Source organism: Pseudomonas sp. 58(2021) (genome assembly GCF_017491585.1).
Classification (GTDB): Bacteria; Pseudomonadota; Gammaproteobacteria; order Pseudomonadales; family Pseudomonadaceae; genus Aquipseudomonas; species Aquipseudomonas fluorescens_BT.
The window spans coordinates 43,879-59,588 of sequence record NZ_JAFGYZ010000026.1 but is presented as its reverse complement, the minus strand read 5'-3'; the positions used below and the strand labels follow the sequence as shown (position 1 = coordinate 59,588).

Sequence of the window (15,710 nt, the reverse complement as noted above, 5' to 3'; positions counted from 1 at the left end):
CATGGCTCGACGAGGAGGTTTATGCCAGCAGCAGATGGTCCTCGACCCGACTGACGCCGGGCACCGACCAGGCGGCGCGCTCGGCGATCTGCCGTTCACGCCACAGGTGAACCCGGCCTTCAAGCGTCACCACATCGCCTTCGACCTTGACGCGAATGTCCTTGGCTTCGACTTCGGCATTGCGTTTGAGCGCGGCTTCGATGCGTTGCTGGATATCGAAGACGTCCAGTCGCGGACGCAGGGTCAGGCGATTGTTCACGGCGGTGACGCCCGTGAGCTTGCGTACCGAGCGCTCGACGGTTTCCTTCTGGTATTGCCAGTCGACTTCGCCTTCCAGCGTGATCCGCCCGCCCTGCACGATGACCTTGATATCGCCCTCGGGTACGTCGGAACTCCAGTGGATGATTTTCAACGCGCGGCTGGCGATGGTGTCGTCTGCGGTACCGGCATTTCTCTCAAGCCTGACTTCGATTTCTTCGGCCAGCGCACGTACGCCCCTGACCCGTTTTACCGCACGTTCTGCGCTGACTTTCTGAGCGTAGCTTTTGACATGCCCCGTCAGCGTGACCACGCCATCCTCCACGGACACACCAATGTTGGCAGCGTCGATTTCAGGCTGGAATTCGAGTTCCTCCAGTATGCATTTGCGCAGGCTCAAGTCGTTCATGACGGTCTCCTCGTGGCGATGTGAGAGGGCAGGGAACAGGTGCCCGGTGTTTTTTTCTACGCCTGAGCGACAAAATTTCGTTGAGGAATATCAACAATGGCTGTTCGGGCCGCAGCGGCCGCAAGCGAGCGATTTGTTTGACAAAGATCAGAGCCGGCGGCGGCCAACGCCAGATACTCAAACCAACACGGTCTTGAGCATTGATCCATCGAGGAGAAAACCATGAACAGGCGCTTGGTCATTGTCGTGCTCGGTGTGCTGGTGGCGGCGACTGGCGGTTGCGGTCATCGCCAGACCGAAGAATTCGACGCTCGACTGGAGTCCGCCGAGGACAATGCCGCAACCGCCAGGCTTCGGGCCGATGAGGCGTTGCTCAAGGCAGAGCAGGCGCAGCGAGCGGCGCAAGAGGCGTATGAGCGCGCAAGACGCATAGCCGAAAAAGCGGCGCGCAAGTAATCGAGATCATCCGTGAGTCGGAACAGGGACGTGAGGCTGGCAGGGACCGGCCATGCATTGCCGGAGAAAGTGATGCTCAAGCTCAAACGTATTTTGTTGATTGCTCCCCCCGAGATGAACCGTTCACCGGCCTTCGAGCGGGCTCAGGCGCTGGCCAGGGCGACCGGAGCGCTTTTGCACATCGTGGCATTCGATTATGTCCAGGCGCTGGCGGTGGCGGGGCTCTTTGACCCGAATGCGATGGCGCAGGCACGGGAGGGCTACCTGCAAGTGCATCGGCAGTGGCTGGAACAGCAAGCGCGGTTTCAGCGCAGCGCCCGACTGCCCGTCAGCACCGAAGTGGTGTGGGCCAGGACCACGCCCGCCCATGTGCTCGAATACATCAATGACTTCCATGCCGATCTGGTGATCAAGGACATGCACTATGTGCCGGCACTCGAGCGTGCCTTTCACCGGCCGCTGGACTGGGTATTGCTGCGCGATTGCCCGGCTCATCTGCACCTGGTGAGCGAAAACGCGAACTCCGTGCCTGCGAAAATACTGGCAGCCGTCGACCTTTCTCATCTGGAAGAGCTGACCCAGGGCCTCAACGACCGGATTCTCGACCTGGCTACCACCCTGGCGGACGCAACCGGGGCGACGTTGCACCTGTTGAACGTCTGTAACTGGTCGGTGCTGGGGGACGCTGCGATGAGTGTGCCGACATTGAGTCTGGACCACAGCTTGTGCGAGGCGATCACCGATACCCAGCAAGAGGCATTCGATGCGCTTGCCGAACGCTACGGCATCGGCAAACCGTGCCGGCATCAACTGACCGGCATTCCCCATAAGGTGATCGAACTGTTCGCCCGCCAGAACGCTTTCGACATGCTGGTGCTGGGTTCGGCCTATCACCGCGATGTCGATGGTTCTGTCGGCAGTACGGTCGAAACGTTGACGAATCGGGCACCGTGCAGCCTGATGATCGTCAAACCCACGTCCGGTTTCGACTGATGGCAGCGCCAGTCAGGGGAGCAGTTGATAAAAATCAAAGGGCAGCGAGGCAAAAAGAGCGATCAATGACGCTCTTGTCGAGGCTGGGGAATTGGCCATGCGAATCACTTTTCTGGGTGCGGCCGGCACCGTCACCGGTAGCAAGTATCTGCTGGATCACAGGGATCGGCATGTATTGATCGACTGCGGCCTGTTTCAGGGCTACAAGCAATTGCGTCTGCACAACCGGGACCCTTTTCAGTTACCTGTGCAGGATCTGGACGCGATTGTCCTGACCCATGCCCATCTCGATCACAGCGGCTACCTGCCGGTACTGGTGCGCAACGGCTATCGCGGGCCGATCTATGCGACAGAGGCGACCTGTGAGCTGGTGAAAATCCTCTTGCTCGACAGCGGCCGCCTGCAGGAAGAGGAGGCCGGTTTCGCCAATCGGCACGGTTTCTCCAAACACTCGCCGGCATTGCCGCTGTACACCGAGCAGGACGCCGAGCAGACGTTGAAACTGTTGCACCCGATCGCGTGGCACCATCGGGTCGAAATCGTCCCTGGCCTGAGCGTCCTGTTGCGCGGGGCCGGTCATATTCTGGGGGCCAGCACCGTGGAAGTGGTCGCTGACGGGGTGACACTGGTGTGTTCCGGCGATCTCGGGCGCCCTGAAGACCCGTTGATGTTTGCCCCTGAAACCATCGAGCAGGCGGATTATCTGCTAGTGGAATCGACCTACGGTGATCGCAAGCATCCAGACGAGGACCCGGAGCACCAATTAGCCGACGTGATCAATCGCACGGCGCTGCGTCACGGTATTACTCTGGTGCCTTCATTTGCGGTGGGCCGGGCGCAATTGTTGATGTACCACTTGTACCGCCTCAAGCAGCAGCATGCGATCCCCGATCTGCCGATCTATCTCAACAGCCCGATGGCTACGGATGTCACGCGTTTGTACCAGCGCTTTCGCAGCGAACACCGGTTGTCGCCGCAAAGCTGCGAAGGGATGTGCAGCGGGACGCATTTTGTGCGTTCGACCGACGAGTCGATCGAACTGGACAGGCAGCGCACGCCGGCGGTGATCATCGCTGCCAGCGGCATGGCCACGGGCGGGCGGGTGCTGCACCACCTCAAGGCGTTGGCACCGAACCCGTCGAACTCGCTGCTGATGCCGGGCTTTCAGGCGGGTGGCACCCGTGGTGCACAGATCGTGGCAGGAGCCCCTTCGGTGCGCATTCACGGCCAGGAGGTCCCGATCCGTGCCGAGGTGGTGCCGATGCAGACCCTGTCGGCGCATGCCGATGCCGATGAAATCATGCAATGGCTGCGCGGCTTCAAACGCCCGCCGAAACACACCTTCGTGGTACACGGCGAACCCAATGCATCGGACGTACTGCGCCGGCGCATCAGTCTGGAGCTGGGCTGGTCGGTGTCGGTGCCGGAGTACCGCGACAGCGTCGAACTGGCCGCTGTCGGTGATACGCCAGACAAGGCCTGACGGGCAGACGAAACCGTTACGCGAATGAATGCGCAGGGGCACGGCATGTCGTTAAAACCGCCCGTTTCAGAGATCCACCGGCGGCCTGCACTGGAACTTGACCGGCATTACAGCCGGTCGGCCCTGTGGCTGACCTGGCTGCTGGGCGCCGCGATGTTTGCGACGGTGGTAGCGGTTGCTCTGCATTTTACCGATGTCGAATCCTTCAGCCGCTTGCTGACGCAGGCGCAGCCGCAATGGCTCATCGTTGCTTTCGTTCTGCAGGCCCTGACATACGTTGCCCAGGGCCAGGTGTTTCGCGTAGTGCTCAAGGCCGGAGGCCAGGACCTGTCCCTGTGGGTCGCGGGCAAGCTCAGCGTGATGAAGCTGTTTGTCGACCAGGCGCTGCCATCCTCCGGAATCAGCGGGGCGTTCGCTGTCGTGGCCTCGTTTGTTCGTCTGGGCTTTGTCAGGCCGGTGGTGCTGGCGTGTCTGGTACTGGACCTGTCGGGGTATTTTCTGGCCTATGCCTTGTCAGTGGGCCTGGCGTTGCCGGTCATCATTGTTCAGGGGCACGGCACGACGGCCGTGCTGACCACCTGCGTGATCTTCGTCGCATTCAGCCTGCTGCTGGCGATTGTCACTCCGGGTCTGGCGGGTAATGCACGACTGACGACACATGTGCCCGGCCAACGGTTGGCGATCGTTGCCAGAAGCCTTGCCTTGCTGACCGGCGCGGACCGGCGCCTGGTGCGCAACCACCTTCTGCTGTTGCGCATCACCTTGCTGGAACTGGCAATCATCCTTCTGGACAGCACAACCCTGTGGGTTCTGGTGCGCTCGCTGGGTGTTTCGGTACCGCCTCTGGGCCTGTTTGCAGGCTTCATGCTCGCCAGCGTCTTGCGCAGTATCGGCATCGTGCCGGGAGGCCTTGGGGCGTTCGAGGCGGCTGCCGTCGTCACCATGCACTGGGCCGGTATCGATGTAGCGGTGGCGCTTTCCGCGACCTTGCTGTTTCGCGGCCTGACGTTCTGGTTGCCGATGCTTCCCGGTCTTTGGCTGGCGCACCGGGAATGGCATTCCTCCGCCCACGGGCACGGCCCTGCGGCCAACACGGATTACTGGAGTCCGGCGGTCAGTCAATTGTTCAGTACCTTGCACAGTGGGCCGGCAGGATTGAGTCACGCTCAAGCCAGGGCACGACGGCGTCGAGCCCCGACCCCAATCAAGGATCGACCCAAAGGACTGGGCAGGCTGGTACTGGAGCAGATGCGCACGCCGTTGGTATTGATTCTGATCGCCGGCGCCGGTATTGCCGTGTGGGTGGGGGACTGGCTGGATGCGGCAATCGTCGGGTGCATTGTGCTGATCAGCGCGGTGCTCAGTGCCTGGTACGAGAATCGTGCCAGCCGGGCGGTTGAGCAGTTGCGCAGCAAGATTGCCTTGCGCGCGACCGTGCGGCGAGAAGGTCACTTGCTGGATGTGGCCGCCAGCGATGTGGTGCCCGGGGACATTCTGGTGCTCAGCGCCGGCAGCCTGATCGCGGCCGACGGTCGTATCCTGCAGGCACTCGATTGTTTCATCGGCGAGAGCCTGCTGACCGGCGAAACCTACCCGGTGGAGAAAGCACCGGGGGACTGCGCCCCGGAAGCCACCCTCGCGCAGCGTCACAACTGTGTGTTCATGGGCACCTCGGTGCGCAGCGGTTCGGCTGAAGTCCTGGTGACCCGCTACGGCCAGGACAGTGAGATCGGTCATATCGCCAGAACCCTGGCGTTACGCCCTCCGGAAACGGAGTTCGAGCGAGGCCTGCGGCACTTTGGCGGCCTGCTGCTGCGCGTGATGCTGGTGATCACCATCGTGGTGTTCGGCATCAACATCCTGCTGCATCGTCCACCTCTCGACACGCTGATGTTTGCGATTGCTCTGTCCATCGGACTGTCGCCGGAACTGTTGCCGGCGATCCTCAGTATCACCCTGGCCAAAGGTGCGCAGCGCATGGCCGGCAAGGGCGTGATCGTGCGTCACCTCAATGCCATTGAAAATCTCGGGACCATCGACATTCTGTGTACCGACAAGACCGGAACCCTGACCCGTGGGGTGGTGGTTCTGGACGCAGCGATGGATGTCGAAGGCATCGCGGCACCGAGCGTTCTGCAACTGGCAGTGCTCAACGCGAGCCTGCAGACCGGCATGCGCAATGCCATGGACGATGCCATCACCCTGGCGGGCAAAGACCTGGGGACGGACGACGGGGTGCGGAAAATCGATGAAATCCCTTATGACTTCGTGCGCAAGCGCCTGAGTGTGGTGGTCAGCCAGAAGTCGCCGGCTCCCCGCTTGATGATCACCAAGGGAGCGTTGGACAACGTGTTGCAAGTCTGTACCCATGTGCGGCGTGGGGGCCAGAGCCTGGCACTGGACAGCGCTGAACGGGCACTGATCGCGCAACGCTTCGGCGAGTGGAGCGAGCAGGGCTTCCGCGTCCTGGGACTTGCCACGCGTGAGCTGCCGGAACAGATGCACTATGGCCGCGAGGATGAGCGAGACATGAGCTTTCGCGGTTTCCTGTTGTTCTTTGATCCGCCGGAACCGGGCGTCACGGAAACCATCGCCACCCTCGACAGGCTCGGCGTGCAGGTGAAAATCATCAGCGGCGACAACCACCTGGTGGTGCGGCATGTCGGCCGGGCTGTTGGCCTGCCTGTGGAGCGCATCATGACCGGCGCCGAGCTGGCGGCGATGAAGGATGAGGCGCTGATGCACCTGGCAGCGCGCACGACCCTGTTCGCCGAAGTCGACCCCAATCAGAAGGAGCGCATCATCCGCGCCCTGCAGAAGACCGGTCATGTGGTGGGGTACATGGGCGACGGAATCAACGATGCCCCGGCGCTGCAAGTGGCGGACATCGGGATCTCCGTGGACAACGCTGCCGACGTGGCCAAGCAGGCCGCCGACTTCGTGCTGCTGGAACATGATCTGGACGTGCTGCGTGAGGGCATCGAAGAGGGGCGGCACACGTTTGCCAACACCTTGAAGTACATTTCCATCGTTTCCAGCGCCAACTTCGGCAACATGATCAGCATGGCCCTCGCGTCGCTGGCGCTGCCCTTTCTGCCGCTGCTCGCCAAGCAGATCCTGCTCAACAACTTCCTGTCGGACATTCCCTCCATGGGTATCGCCAGCGATAACGTTGACCGGGAATGGCAAAGTACCCCGCATCGCTGGGACATCAATCAGATCCGCAATTTCATGGTGGTCTTCGGGCTGGTGAGCTCGTTGTTCGACCTCATGACGTTCGCGGCTTTGTACCTGCTGTCACAGATGGTGCCCGAGGTTTTTCGCAGCGGCTGGTTCGTGGAGTCACTGCTGACCCAGCTGCTGACGATTTTCATTGTGCGCACCTACAAACCGTTCTATCGCAGTCGCCCGGCGACGCTACTGATGGTGAGTGCCTTGGCGGTGGGGCTGCTGGCCATCGGGCTGCCATACAGTCCGATGGCCGCTTCGCTGGGGTTGGCGCCCTTGCCGTTGCCGATCCTGGCATCGGTGCTGGCGATCAGTCTGCTGTACACGATATGCGCCGAAGGCGCGAAGCGTGTGTTCTATCACCGCCAACGATCACCACAGCGCTGCGCGGGGGGCGGTGCAGTCATCGGTTGACTTCTGCAGATGGCAGCTCGTGAGCACCGCCGCGTTTGATATTTATCAAGCGCCGGACTTGCGTGCGGCGCACGCTGGCGTGACGGGGAGCCAGCCTCGTAAAGGCCTCTTCGTCCGAACCTTCTGTTGCTGTGCGGCCTGCCTTTCAGGAGATGAATCATGAGCCAATATCAACGCCTGTTGTTGGTCATCAACCCGGTGCTGCGCGGTTCCCCGGCAATTACCCATGCCGGAGCGCTGGCCAGGGTCAGTGGGGCGGCATTGCATATCGTCGCCCTCGTGAAGTCGCTGGACATTCTGTGGTTGCTGGAAGAAGGCAACCGGGAACAGGCCCGGGAAACCTATCTGCAGGACCATCGCGACTGGTTGAAGTATCAGGCGGAAAAACTGTCTGGCAAAGGCGTAACGGTGACGTGCGAAGTGGCGTGGGCGGACGACATGAAACAGGGGATCCTCGATCACGTCACGGAGCTCAATCCCGATCTGCTGATCAAGGAAGTGCAACACGAGTCCTTGCTCAAACGTGCGTTCTTCACACCGCTGGACTGGTATCTGTTACGCCACTGCCCGGTGCCCCTGTACCTGCTGGGCGGCGCGGCCCATGCGTTGCCGCGCAAGGTCGTGGCCGCGGTCGATGCCTCGGCGAGCGGCCCGGAAAACAACCGGTTGAACGAGCGCATCATCCAGCAGGCCACCGCCCTGGCCATCCAGTGTGATGCCGAACTGCACCTGTTGTACGCCTATGACGTTTCGCAGGAATACCTGGCAGAACTGGGTGACGGCCTCAAAGTCGCCGAGCTGACCAAAGGCCTGCGCCGGGAGTTTGAAAAGACCTACCTGGACTGGGCCAACCGGCATGGCGTACCGGCCGATCGCCGGCATTTTGTGGTGGGGCATCCTGTTGCGGCGCTCAGCGAGTTCGCAGACGAGCATCAGGTGGATGTAATCGTCATGGGCCGCGTGCAGTTTCACGGTCTGGACAAGCTGCTGGGCAGCACCACCGAACACATTCTGTACCAGGTCCCCTGCAACGTACTGGCGGTGTAGTCCGTCACCGGCCCCTGAAGGAGGAACGCCTCATGAATATCGACCAGGCCATCTCTGGCCGGCACTCGACACGGGAATACACGACGCAGGCTGTCGACGAAGAGGTCATCGTGCGCCTGATCCATGCCGCTTCTCTCGCACCCAGCGCAATGAACCGGCAACCCTGGCGATTCACGGTGGTGCGCGACCAGGCATTGCTGGACCGAATTTCACGCGAGGCGAAGGCCTGCATGCTTGAAACACTGGATCGCGGAACGCAATCGGAGCGGTTTCATGCGTTGCTCAACGACGAGCACTTCCAGATCTTCTATCACGCACCGGTGCTGATTCTGATCTCGGCTGACGCTCCCGGGCAATGGGTGGTCGAAGACTGTGCACTGGCGGCCCAGAATCTGATGCTCAGTGCCTGTGCAGAAGGGCTCGGCACTTGCTGGATCGGCTTTGCCCAGCGGTATCTCAATACCCCGCAGGGCAAGCAGGCGCTGAAGCTGGCGCAGGCATGGGTCGCGGTGGCACCGATCATCGTTGGCCACCCGAAACACGCGCCGGCACCGGTTGCCCATCAGGCACCGGACATTCACTGGGTTGGCTGACACGCCGAGCGGCATTGCGCCAAAGACGGCGAACGTGCGGGCATCGGCCACATACAACGACAGGCACCATCGCCTGAGGAGGTTCCCATGAGTGCAGATCCTTCGCTGGACACCCTGTTACAGGATCGCTCGGCAGCAGGCCGGCGTTTGGTGGAGCCACTGCTCAAGTACGCACATCGAGCGGATGTGATTGTGCTTGCCTTGCCCCGTGGCGGGGTTCCGGTGGCGTATGAGGTGGCGACGGCCCTGGACGTGCGCCTGGACCTGATGTTGGTGCGCAAGCTGGGCATTCCTTCCCGACCGGAATTTGCCATGGGGGCCATTGCCAGTGGCGGCATTCAGATCCGCGATGAACAGACCCTGCGCGTGCACTCGATCAGCCCTGCCGCATTCGACGCCGTGGTCGAGCAGGAACGCCGCGAATTGCGGCGCCGCGAACAGGCGTATCGGGGCACGCGCCCGACGGTGGCACTCAAGGATCAGGTGGTGATCCTGATTGATGATGGTCTGGCGACCGGTGCTTCAATGAGGGCGGCGATCCAGGCCGTGCGCTTGCAGGCTCCGGCGCGCATCGTCGTGGCCGTGCCGGTTGCGCCGCCGGAAACGGTCGAGGCTTTGCGTTTCGAAGTGGACGAGGTGATCTGTCCGGTAACGCCGCAATGGATGATGTCCATCGGTTACTGGTATGCGGATTTCCGGCAAACCACCGATGCCGAGGTGATCGAGTTGTTGCAACAGGCGTGGCGGCGGGAATCAGCCGGTTGAGCGGCGAGGCGACCGCAATGGCCGCCTCGCTGATTTCATACGTCAAACGGAAAGGTTTCCTCTCCCGGGTCGAGGGCTGACCTTTGGGCAGTGGAAGCGCTGTCAACGGCCGGGTTTGCTCGATCCATATCAACGCATCGAACTGCTCCCGCCATACCCAGTTGGCCATTCATTGAAAAATGTCACAGAAACGGGGGCAGGGCGCTGGATACTTCTAAGGGTGCCTGTGTATTTCCGATCGAGCCGTTCGACATTTTCAGAGGCTGAGGCCCAAGAAAAAGCCCCTTGCCGGTTTCCCGGCAAGGGGCATACGTCTGCGGATTCATTCGCCCTTGATCGGCACGACCTTGTCCGCTTTCATCGCTTCGGGTTTTTTCGGCAGCGAGATGCTCAATACGCCTTTGCTGAAGTGCGCATCGATCTTTTCGGCGTCGACCCCTTTGGGCAGGTTGAACACCCGCTCGAAGGAACCGTAGTGACGCTCGCTCAAGTGATAGCCCTTGCGTTTTTCTTCCTTGTCCTCCTTCTTCTCGCCCTTGATGATCAGGCTGCCGTTGGACAGTTTGATCTCGATGTTCTTCTGATCCATGCCGGGCAGTTCGGCGGTGATCTCGAAGCTTTTATCCTTTTCGGTGATGTCCACCGCGGGCATGCTGCGGGAGAACAAGTCACGCGAGAAGAACGGCTCGACATCGAACAGGCCACGACTGAAGGGCGACATCAATGACCCGCGGTTAAAGTCCTCGAACAGGTGGTCAACCTGTTGCCGCAGCTTCTCCAATGGGTGCCAGAGATCGGTCGTCACGGGCACCTGGTTCGATTTTGCGTCCGCATGTTCCTGCATTTTTTTCACGGAATTGCTCATTTTCGGTACTCCTCTCGGATGGAAGGCGCAGCGCCGGACGTCCTGTCGGCGAACCGCGCGGACTGAACGAACTCCTTACAACGTCAACGTCCCGGACCACAGCATCCAGCCGGCGTAGGCCGCTGCGGCCCAGATGATGATCAGCAGACCTGTCTCGGGACCGCCAAGGGGCTGCCCCTCACGGGATTTCAGCGTGCCCAGGTAGATCAGTGAGCCGGGGGCGTAGAGCAAGGCGCTGAGCAGCATGTATTTGGGGCCGGCGGCGTACAGCAGCCAGACGCAATACAGCGTGGCGACCAGCGCGATGGCCAGGTCTCGCACTTGCAGGGCGCGATGACCGGCGTAGGTTTCGCCCTGCCAGGTCATTTTCAGTGCATACAGACTGCTGAGCAGGTAGGGCAGCAGGATCATCGAGGTGGCAAGGGAAATCAGTGCCAGGTAACTGGCGCTCGAATACAGCGTCAGCAGCAGAAACAGCTGGATGCATCCGTTGGTCAGCCACAAGGCGTGGACCGGTACGCCACGGGTGGACTCCACGCCGAGCGACAGTGGCATGACCTTTTCCTTCGCCGGTGTGAACACCGATTCGGCTGCCAGAAGCGTCCAGGCGAGCAGGGCGCCACCGACCGAAACAATCAGGCCGATGCTGATCAGCACGGCACCCCATGGCCCTGCGGCGGCCTGCAGTACGCCGGCCATCGAAGGGTTTTTCAGGGCGGCCAGTTCCGGTTGTTTGAGAATGCCCAGTGACAACAGGGATACCGCAATCAGCAGCAACAGGGTGATGACAAAACCGATGACCGTGGCGCGTCCGACATCGGCGCGTTCTGCGGCGCGGGCAGAAAACACATTGGCGCCTTCGATGCCGATAAACACCCAGACCGTCACCAGCATCGTGCTTTTGACCTGGTCGAGGGTGCTGCCCAGCGCCGGTGCGCCCCAGAAGTCCATGGTGAACGTGTCGCGCCGGAACGCCGCGATCACAAAACCGATGAACAACAGCAGCGGCACGATCTTGGCCGCGGTGCTCAGGGCGTTGGCACGGGCCGCCGTGCGCATGCCCCGCAGGATCATCCAGTGCAACGACCAGAGCACGACCGACGCACCGGCAATCGCTGCCTTGTTATTGCCGTCGCCAAATGCCGGAAAGAAGTAACTCAGCGCGGCAAACAGAATCACCAGATAGCTGACGTTGCCGATCCAGGCACTGATCCAGTATCCCCAGGCAGAGTTGAAACTGAGAAAGTCACCGCCCAGTGCCCGGGCGTAGGCGAATACACCGTTATCCAGTGCCGGCTGGCGGTTGGACAAACTCTGATAGACCAGAGCCAGGGACAGCATGCCGACCCCGGTGATCAGCCAGCCGATCAGGATCGCCCCGGCCCCGGCGCTGGCGGCCATGTTCTGCGGCAGGCTGAAAATGCCACTGCCGATCATCGAACCCACCACCAGCGCCACCAGCAGGCTCAGCGTCAGGCGCCTGGGCTCGCTCTTGCGCAAACTGCCGGTCAGTGGCGAATGCTGGGCGGGGGTAGCGCCCGGTTGAACGTCTTGAAGTTGAGTAGCCATGACGCGCCTCCACGAGACAGGATGGTCGGCATTGGCCGCGGACGCGGTCATGCGGACCTCGAGGATTAATCTCGGCGAGAAACGCGCAGGCGTGTTTGATTAAAATCAACTGAGAGAAAAACGCCGCGCCGGTCGCGGGTGACGATCAACCGGTCGCGGCTCGCGCCGCAGGCAAGTCGAGGGCTTTCAGCAGCGTTCTGCAGGGAAGGGAAGCAGGAGGGCTTACGCCCGGTCCATTGCTTCGTCCAGCCCTTGTTCTTCACCCAGAAACCCACCGCTTTGATGTTGCCAGAGGCGTGCGTAAGTGCCGTTTCGTTCCAGCAGCTCGGCGTGGGTGCCTTGTTCGATGATGCGGCCTTCGTCCATGACGATCAGTCGGTCCATGGCCGCAATCGTCGACAAACGATGGGCGATGGCGATGACGGTCTTGCCCTGCATCATGTCATCGAGGCTTTCCTGGATGGCGACTTCGACTTCGGAGTCCAGGGCACTGGTGGCCTCGTCGAGCAACAGGATCGGCGCATTCTTGAGCATCACCCGGGCGATGGCGATACGTTGCCGCTGACCGCCGGACAGCTTGATGCCGCGTTCGCCCACCAGCGTGTCGTAACCGGTGTGTCCCTGGCGGTCGCTCAATTGGCTGATGAAACCGTCTGCCTGGGCGCTGATCGCCGCGCTGCGGACCTGCGCATCGGTGGCGTCCGGGCGACCGTAGGCGATGTTGTCGCGAATCGAGCGGTGCAGCAGCGACGTATCCTGCGTGACCATGCCGATGGCGCTGCGCAGACTGTCCTGGGTTACTTGCGCGATGTTTTGCCCGTCGATGCGAATCGTACCGCTGTCCACGTCATAGAAGCGCAGCAGCAGGTTGATCAGCGTTGATTTGCCGGCACCGGAACGACCCACCAGACCGATTTTTTCCCCGGCGCGGATGTGCAGGCTCAAGCCGTCGAGCACCTGGCGCTCACCGTTGTAGTTGAAGTGCACGTTGTCGAAGGTCACGGCGCCGCCGGAAGGCACCAGCACGCCGGCGTTCGGCGCGTCCTGCACTTTCGGGCCCCGGGTCAGGGTTTCCATGCCGTCCTGCACGGTGCCGATGTTTTCGAACAGCGACGTCATCTGCCACATGATCCAGTGGGACATGCCATTGATCCGCAACGCCATGGCGGTGATTGCCGCCACCGCACCCGCGCCGACCTGGCCCTGGTGCCAGAGCCAGAGCGCATAACCACCGGCGCCAAGAATCAGCCCGACCACCAGTGCCTGATTGACGATCTCGAACTGGCTGACCAGACGCATCTGGCGAAAACCGGTGTGCTTGAAATCCTCCATCGCTGCGCGCGCGAAATGCGCTTCACGGTTGGAGTGCGAGAACAATTTCACCGTGGTGATGTTGGTGTAAGCGTCGGAAATCCGCCCCGTCATCGAGGAGCGTGCATGGGCCTGTTCCTGCCCGACCTGTCCCAGACGCGGCACGAAATACAGCATCGCCAACCCGAACAGCGCGACCCAGGCAAGAAAGGGCAGCATGAGTTTCAGGGCAAAACCACCGGCCAGTGCGATGATCGCAATGAAGTAAACACCGATGCCGGGGGCAATTTCGATGACGGTGAACAGCACTTCGCGCACCGCCAGCGCGGTCTGCATCACTTTGGTCGTGACCCGGCCGGAGAATTCGTCCGAGAAGAACGAAAGGCTTTGTCGCAGCATCAGGCGATGGAAGTCCCAGCGCAGCCGCAGCGGCAGATTGATCGCCAATATCTGGTGCTGCACCATCGTGCGCAACGCCACCAGACCGATGCTGGTCAGCAACACAATGGCGATGCCCCACAACACCCGACGCTCCTGCGCACTCTGGGCGCCACCGGCCTGCCAGGCCGAGAGCAGGTCCACGACTTGCCCGAGAAACGAAAACAGCCAGGCCTCGTAGATCGACACGCCGGCACTGAGCAGCGCCAGCGCAAGGACATAACCCCGGGCACCCCGGGTGCAGGCCCACAGAAAACGCAACAGGCCTGCGGGCGGTGGCGGTGCCTCGTCGGGTGGGAAAGGGTCGAGCCTGCGTTCAAACACGCGAAGCATAGTGGTCTCCGAAATGATCAGTTTCAGGGGAGTATGCCATTTTCGTCATTGGCCCCGGATAAGAGGACAACAGCCGCACGGCCGAGTTTGACCGCAGGGCGTTTCTCAATACTATCCAGCAGGCACGCAGCAGCGAGGCGTAACGGGCAGTCTGGCGATCCCCGGCTTTTGGCACAGATGGATCAACTGCATCCCAATTTGGCCAGGCTCAAAGCAGGTCTTCGGGCTGCATCGTCAGAATGATTTTCCCGACGTTTTCAGAAGACTCCATTCGGCGGTGAGCATCTGCAGCCCGTGATAACGCAAACGTGCTATCGACGACTGGTTCAAGGCTGCCGGCACCCTCGAAGCGATCAAGCCAGTGCTCGCGGAAACGCTTGATCATGGCGTGCTTCTCCGGTTGCGTGCGGGACTTCATGACTGTACCGATGATTTGCAAGTGGCGGTAAAGAATGTCCTCCAGCGCCACCGTCATGTTGCCGCCTCCGCCAAGGATGCCCACCTGAATCAGGCGGCCGCCGCGTGCAAGGGACGCGATGTTGCGGGCGAAGTAGGGCTCACCGATAAAGTCGATGATCACATCGACACCGCGACCCTGGGTTTTGTCGGCGATCACCTCAGCGAAATCCTGCGTCTTGTAGTCGATCGCCACATCAGCGCCCAAATGCTCGACACGCGCCAACTTGCTGCGATCGGTCGTCGCATACACCGTGGCACCGGTGGCGTAAGCCAACTGCACAGCGGCAGAGCCGACGCCGCCGGCTGCCGCATGAATCAACACTGAATCGCCAGCCTTGAGCCGAGCCAGATGCATCATTGCTTCATGGGCCGTGACGAAGACCTCGGGAATGGCCGCCGCCTGTACATAATCAAGCTGTGCCGGGATGTGCATGGCCATGCGGTAATCGATGCGCGCCAACTCGGCGTAGGCACCGCCGCCGACCACGCCCATGACTCGATCTCCCACCTCGAACCCCGTCACCGCGCTCCCTTTGCCGATCACTTCGCCGGCGATTTCCAGACCGATGATCAGCGAGTCGCCAAAATTCGGATGCCCGTATCCACCGGTCCGGTGAGTCAGGTCCGCACGGTTCACCCCGGCGGCATAGACACGCACCAGCAGGTCGTCCGGACGGACTTCAGGATTGGCAACCTCTACGAGTTCCAGGACGTCTGGCGCACCAAACGCTTTGATGTTGATGGCTTTCATTCAGTTGTTCTCCGTTTCGTTGAACGTGGCGTTGGCGATAGCCGATGCGGTGATGGCGCCAGGGAAACCTACATAGAACGCCAGGTGCGTGATCGCCGCCGCCATTTCGTCTTGGGTCACACCGTTGCCAGCCGCCCGGCGTAAGTGAGCAGGCAACTCCTCCGAGTGACCACCGGCAATCAATGCCGCCACGGTGATCAGACTGCGGTCGCGCGGGGACAGCGCCGGATCGCTCCAGATGTGCGGATAAAGCGTTGAGTCGACGAATTGCGACAGCTTTGGCGTGAACGCGCGCGCGGCTTCCCGAGGACTTTTGAAATTGAGCTTGGACATGGGCG

Annotated in this window: 13 protein-coding genes; 7 read left to right on the top strand and 6 right to left on the bottom strand. The window is 61.3% G+C overall.

The genetic code is table 11. The annotated features are described in order from the left end of the window. Positions 1 to 19: 19 nt before the first annotated feature. On the bottom strand, positions 20 to 667 hold the full coding sequence (locus tag J5M72_RS24765) for a BON domain-containing protein (RefSeq protein ID WP_207867461.1): 648 nt from the start codon (positions 665 to 667) through the stop codon (positions 20 to 22). Positions 668 to 889: 222 nt separating this feature from the next. Between J5M72_RS24765 and J5M72_RS24760 the strand changes: the two genes are divergently transcribed. From J5M72_RS24760 to J5M72_RS24730, 7 genes are all read left to right on the top strand, one after another. Further along, positions 890 to 1,123: an Lpp/OprI family alanine-zipper lipoprotein gene (locus tag J5M72_RS24760; RefSeq protein ID WP_169430136.1), complete on the top strand. Its 234-nt coding sequence runs from the start codon at positions 890 to 892 to the stop codon at positions 1,121 to 1,123. Positions 1,124 to 1,195: 72 nt separating this feature from the next. Further along, positions 1,196 to 2,116 carry a universal stress protein gene (locus tag J5M72_RS24755; protein WP_207867507.1) on the top strand — a complete coding sequence of 307 codons (921 nt, stop codon included), beginning with the start codon at positions 1,196 to 1,198 and terminating at the stop codon, positions 2,114 to 2,116. Between the two features lie 97 nt (positions 2,117 to 2,213). Beyond that, positions 2,214 to 3,599: an MBL fold metallo-hydrolase gene (locus tag J5M72_RS24750; RefSeq protein WP_207867460.1), complete on the top strand. Its 1,386-nt coding sequence runs from the start codon at positions 2,214 to 2,216 to the stop codon at positions 3,597 to 3,599. Positions 3,600 to 3,644: 45 nt separating this feature from the next. Next, on the top strand, positions 3,645 to 7,241 hold the full coding sequence (gene mgtA, locus J5M72_RS24745) for a magnesium-translocating P-type ATPase (RefSeq protein WP_207867458.1): 3,597 nt from the start codon (positions 3,645 to 3,647) through the stop codon (positions 7,239 to 7,241). A gap of 159 nt (positions 7,242 to 7,400) precedes the next feature. Continuing rightward, positions 7,401 to 8,288, top strand: a complete 888-nt coding sequence (locus J5M72_RS24740) for a universal stress protein (protein WP_207867455.1) — start codon at positions 7,401 to 7,403, stop codon at positions 8,286 to 8,288. 32 nt (positions 8,289 to 8,320) lie between these two features. Continuing rightward, complete coding sequence (locus tag J5M72_RS24735; protein WP_207867453.1) at positions 8,321 to 8,881, top strand: nitroreductase; 561 nt, start codon at positions 8,321 to 8,323, stop codon at positions 8,879 to 8,881. An 87-nt stretch (positions 8,882 to 8,968) separates the two neighbouring features. Next, on the top strand, positions 8,969 to 9,646 hold the full coding sequence (locus tag J5M72_RS24730; RefSeq protein ID WP_207867451.1) for a phosphoribosyltransferase family protein: 678 nt from the start codon (positions 8,969 to 8,971) through the stop codon (positions 9,644 to 9,646). Positions 9,647 to 9,968: 322 nt separating this feature from the next. Here J5M72_RS24730 and J5M72_RS24725 read toward each other — a convergent pair whose 3' ends face one another. The 5 genes from J5M72_RS24725 to J5M72_RS24705 all read right to left on the bottom strand — a co-directional run bounded on the left by J5M72_RS24725 (position 9,969) and on the right by J5M72_RS24705 (position 15,705). After that, positions 9,969 to 10,511, bottom strand: a complete 543-nt coding sequence (locus J5M72_RS24725) for an Hsp20/alpha crystallin family protein (protein ID WP_207867449.1) — start codon at positions 10,509 to 10,511, stop codon at positions 9,969 to 9,971. Positions 10,512 to 10,586: 75 nt separating this feature from the next. Further along, positions 10,587 to 12,080, bottom strand: a complete 1,494-nt coding sequence (locus tag J5M72_RS24720) for a basic amino acid/polyamine antiporter (RefSeq protein WP_207867448.1) — start codon at positions 12,078 to 12,080, stop codon at positions 10,587 to 10,589. A gap of 222 nt (positions 12,081 to 12,302) precedes the next feature. Continuing rightward, positions 12,303 to 14,162, bottom strand: coding sequence for an ABC transporter ATP-binding protein (locus J5M72_RS24715; protein WP_169430160.1), 1,860 nt, complete (start codon positions 14,160 to 14,162; stop codon positions 12,303 to 12,305). 208 nt (positions 14,163 to 14,370) lie between these two features. Beyond that, on the bottom strand, positions 14,371 to 15,372 hold the full coding sequence (locus tag J5M72_RS24710; protein ID WP_207867445.1) for an NAD(P)H-quinone oxidoreductase: 1,002 nt from the start codon (positions 15,370 to 15,372) through the stop codon (positions 14,371 to 14,373). Next, positions 15,373 to 15,705 carry a carboxymuconolactone decarboxylase family protein gene (locus J5M72_RS24705; RefSeq protein WP_169430162.1) on the bottom strand — a complete coding sequence of 111 codons (333 nt, stop codon included), beginning with the start codon at positions 15,703 to 15,705 and terminating at the stop codon, positions 15,373 to 15,375. Positions 15,706 to 15,710: the final 5 nt, after the last annotated feature.

Bases quoted from the DNA above. Each gene is read 5' to 3' on its own strand.
- J5M72_RS24765 (WP_207867461.1), bottom strand. From the start codon at position 667: ATGAACGACTTGAGCCTGCGCAAATGCATACTGGAGGAACTCGAATTC.
- J5M72_RS24760 (WP_169430136.1), top strand. From the start codon at position 890: ATGAACAGGCGCTTGGTCATTGTCGTGCTCGGTGTGCTGGTGGCGGCG.
- J5M72_RS24755 (WP_207867507.1), top strand. From the start codon at position 1,196: ATGCTCAAGCTCAAACGTATTTTGTTGATTGCTCCCCCCGAGATGAAC.
- J5M72_RS24750 (WP_207867460.1), top strand. From the start codon at position 2,214: ATGCGAATCACTTTTCTGGGTGCGGCCGGCACCGTCACCGGTAGCAAG.
- mgtA (WP_207867458.1), top strand. From the start codon at position 3,645: ATGTCGTTAAAACCGCCCGTTTCAGAGATCCACCGGCGGCCTGCACTG.
- J5M72_RS24740 (WP_207867455.1), top strand. From the start codon at position 7,401: ATGAGCCAATATCAACGCCTGTTGTTGGTCATCAACCCGGTGCTGCGC.
- J5M72_RS24735 (WP_207867453.1), top strand. From the start codon at position 8,321: ATGAATATCGACCAGGCCATCTCTGGCCGGCACTCGACACGGGAATAC.
- J5M72_RS24730 (WP_207867451.1), top strand. From the start codon at position 8,969: ATGAGTGCAGATCCTTCGCTGGACACCCTGTTACAGGATCGCTCGGCA.
- J5M72_RS24725 (WP_207867449.1), bottom strand. From the start codon at position 10,511: ATGAGCAATTCCGTGAAAAAAATGCAGGAACATGCGGACGCAAAATCG.
- J5M72_RS24720 (WP_207867448.1), bottom strand. From the start codon at position 12,080: ATGGCTACTCAACTTCAAGACGTTCAACCGGGCGCTACCCCCGCCCAG.
- J5M72_RS24715 (WP_169430160.1), bottom strand. From the start codon at position 14,162: ATGCTTCGCGTGTTTGAACGCAGGCTCGACCCTTTCCCACCCGACGAG.
- J5M72_RS24710 (WP_207867445.1), bottom strand. From the start codon at position 15,372: ATGAAAGCCATCAACATCAAAGCGTTTGGTGCGCCAGACGTCCTGGAA.
- J5M72_RS24705 (WP_169430162.1), bottom strand. From the start codon at position 15,705: ATGTCCAAGCTCAATTTCAAAAGTCCTCGGGAAGCCGCGCGCGCGTTC.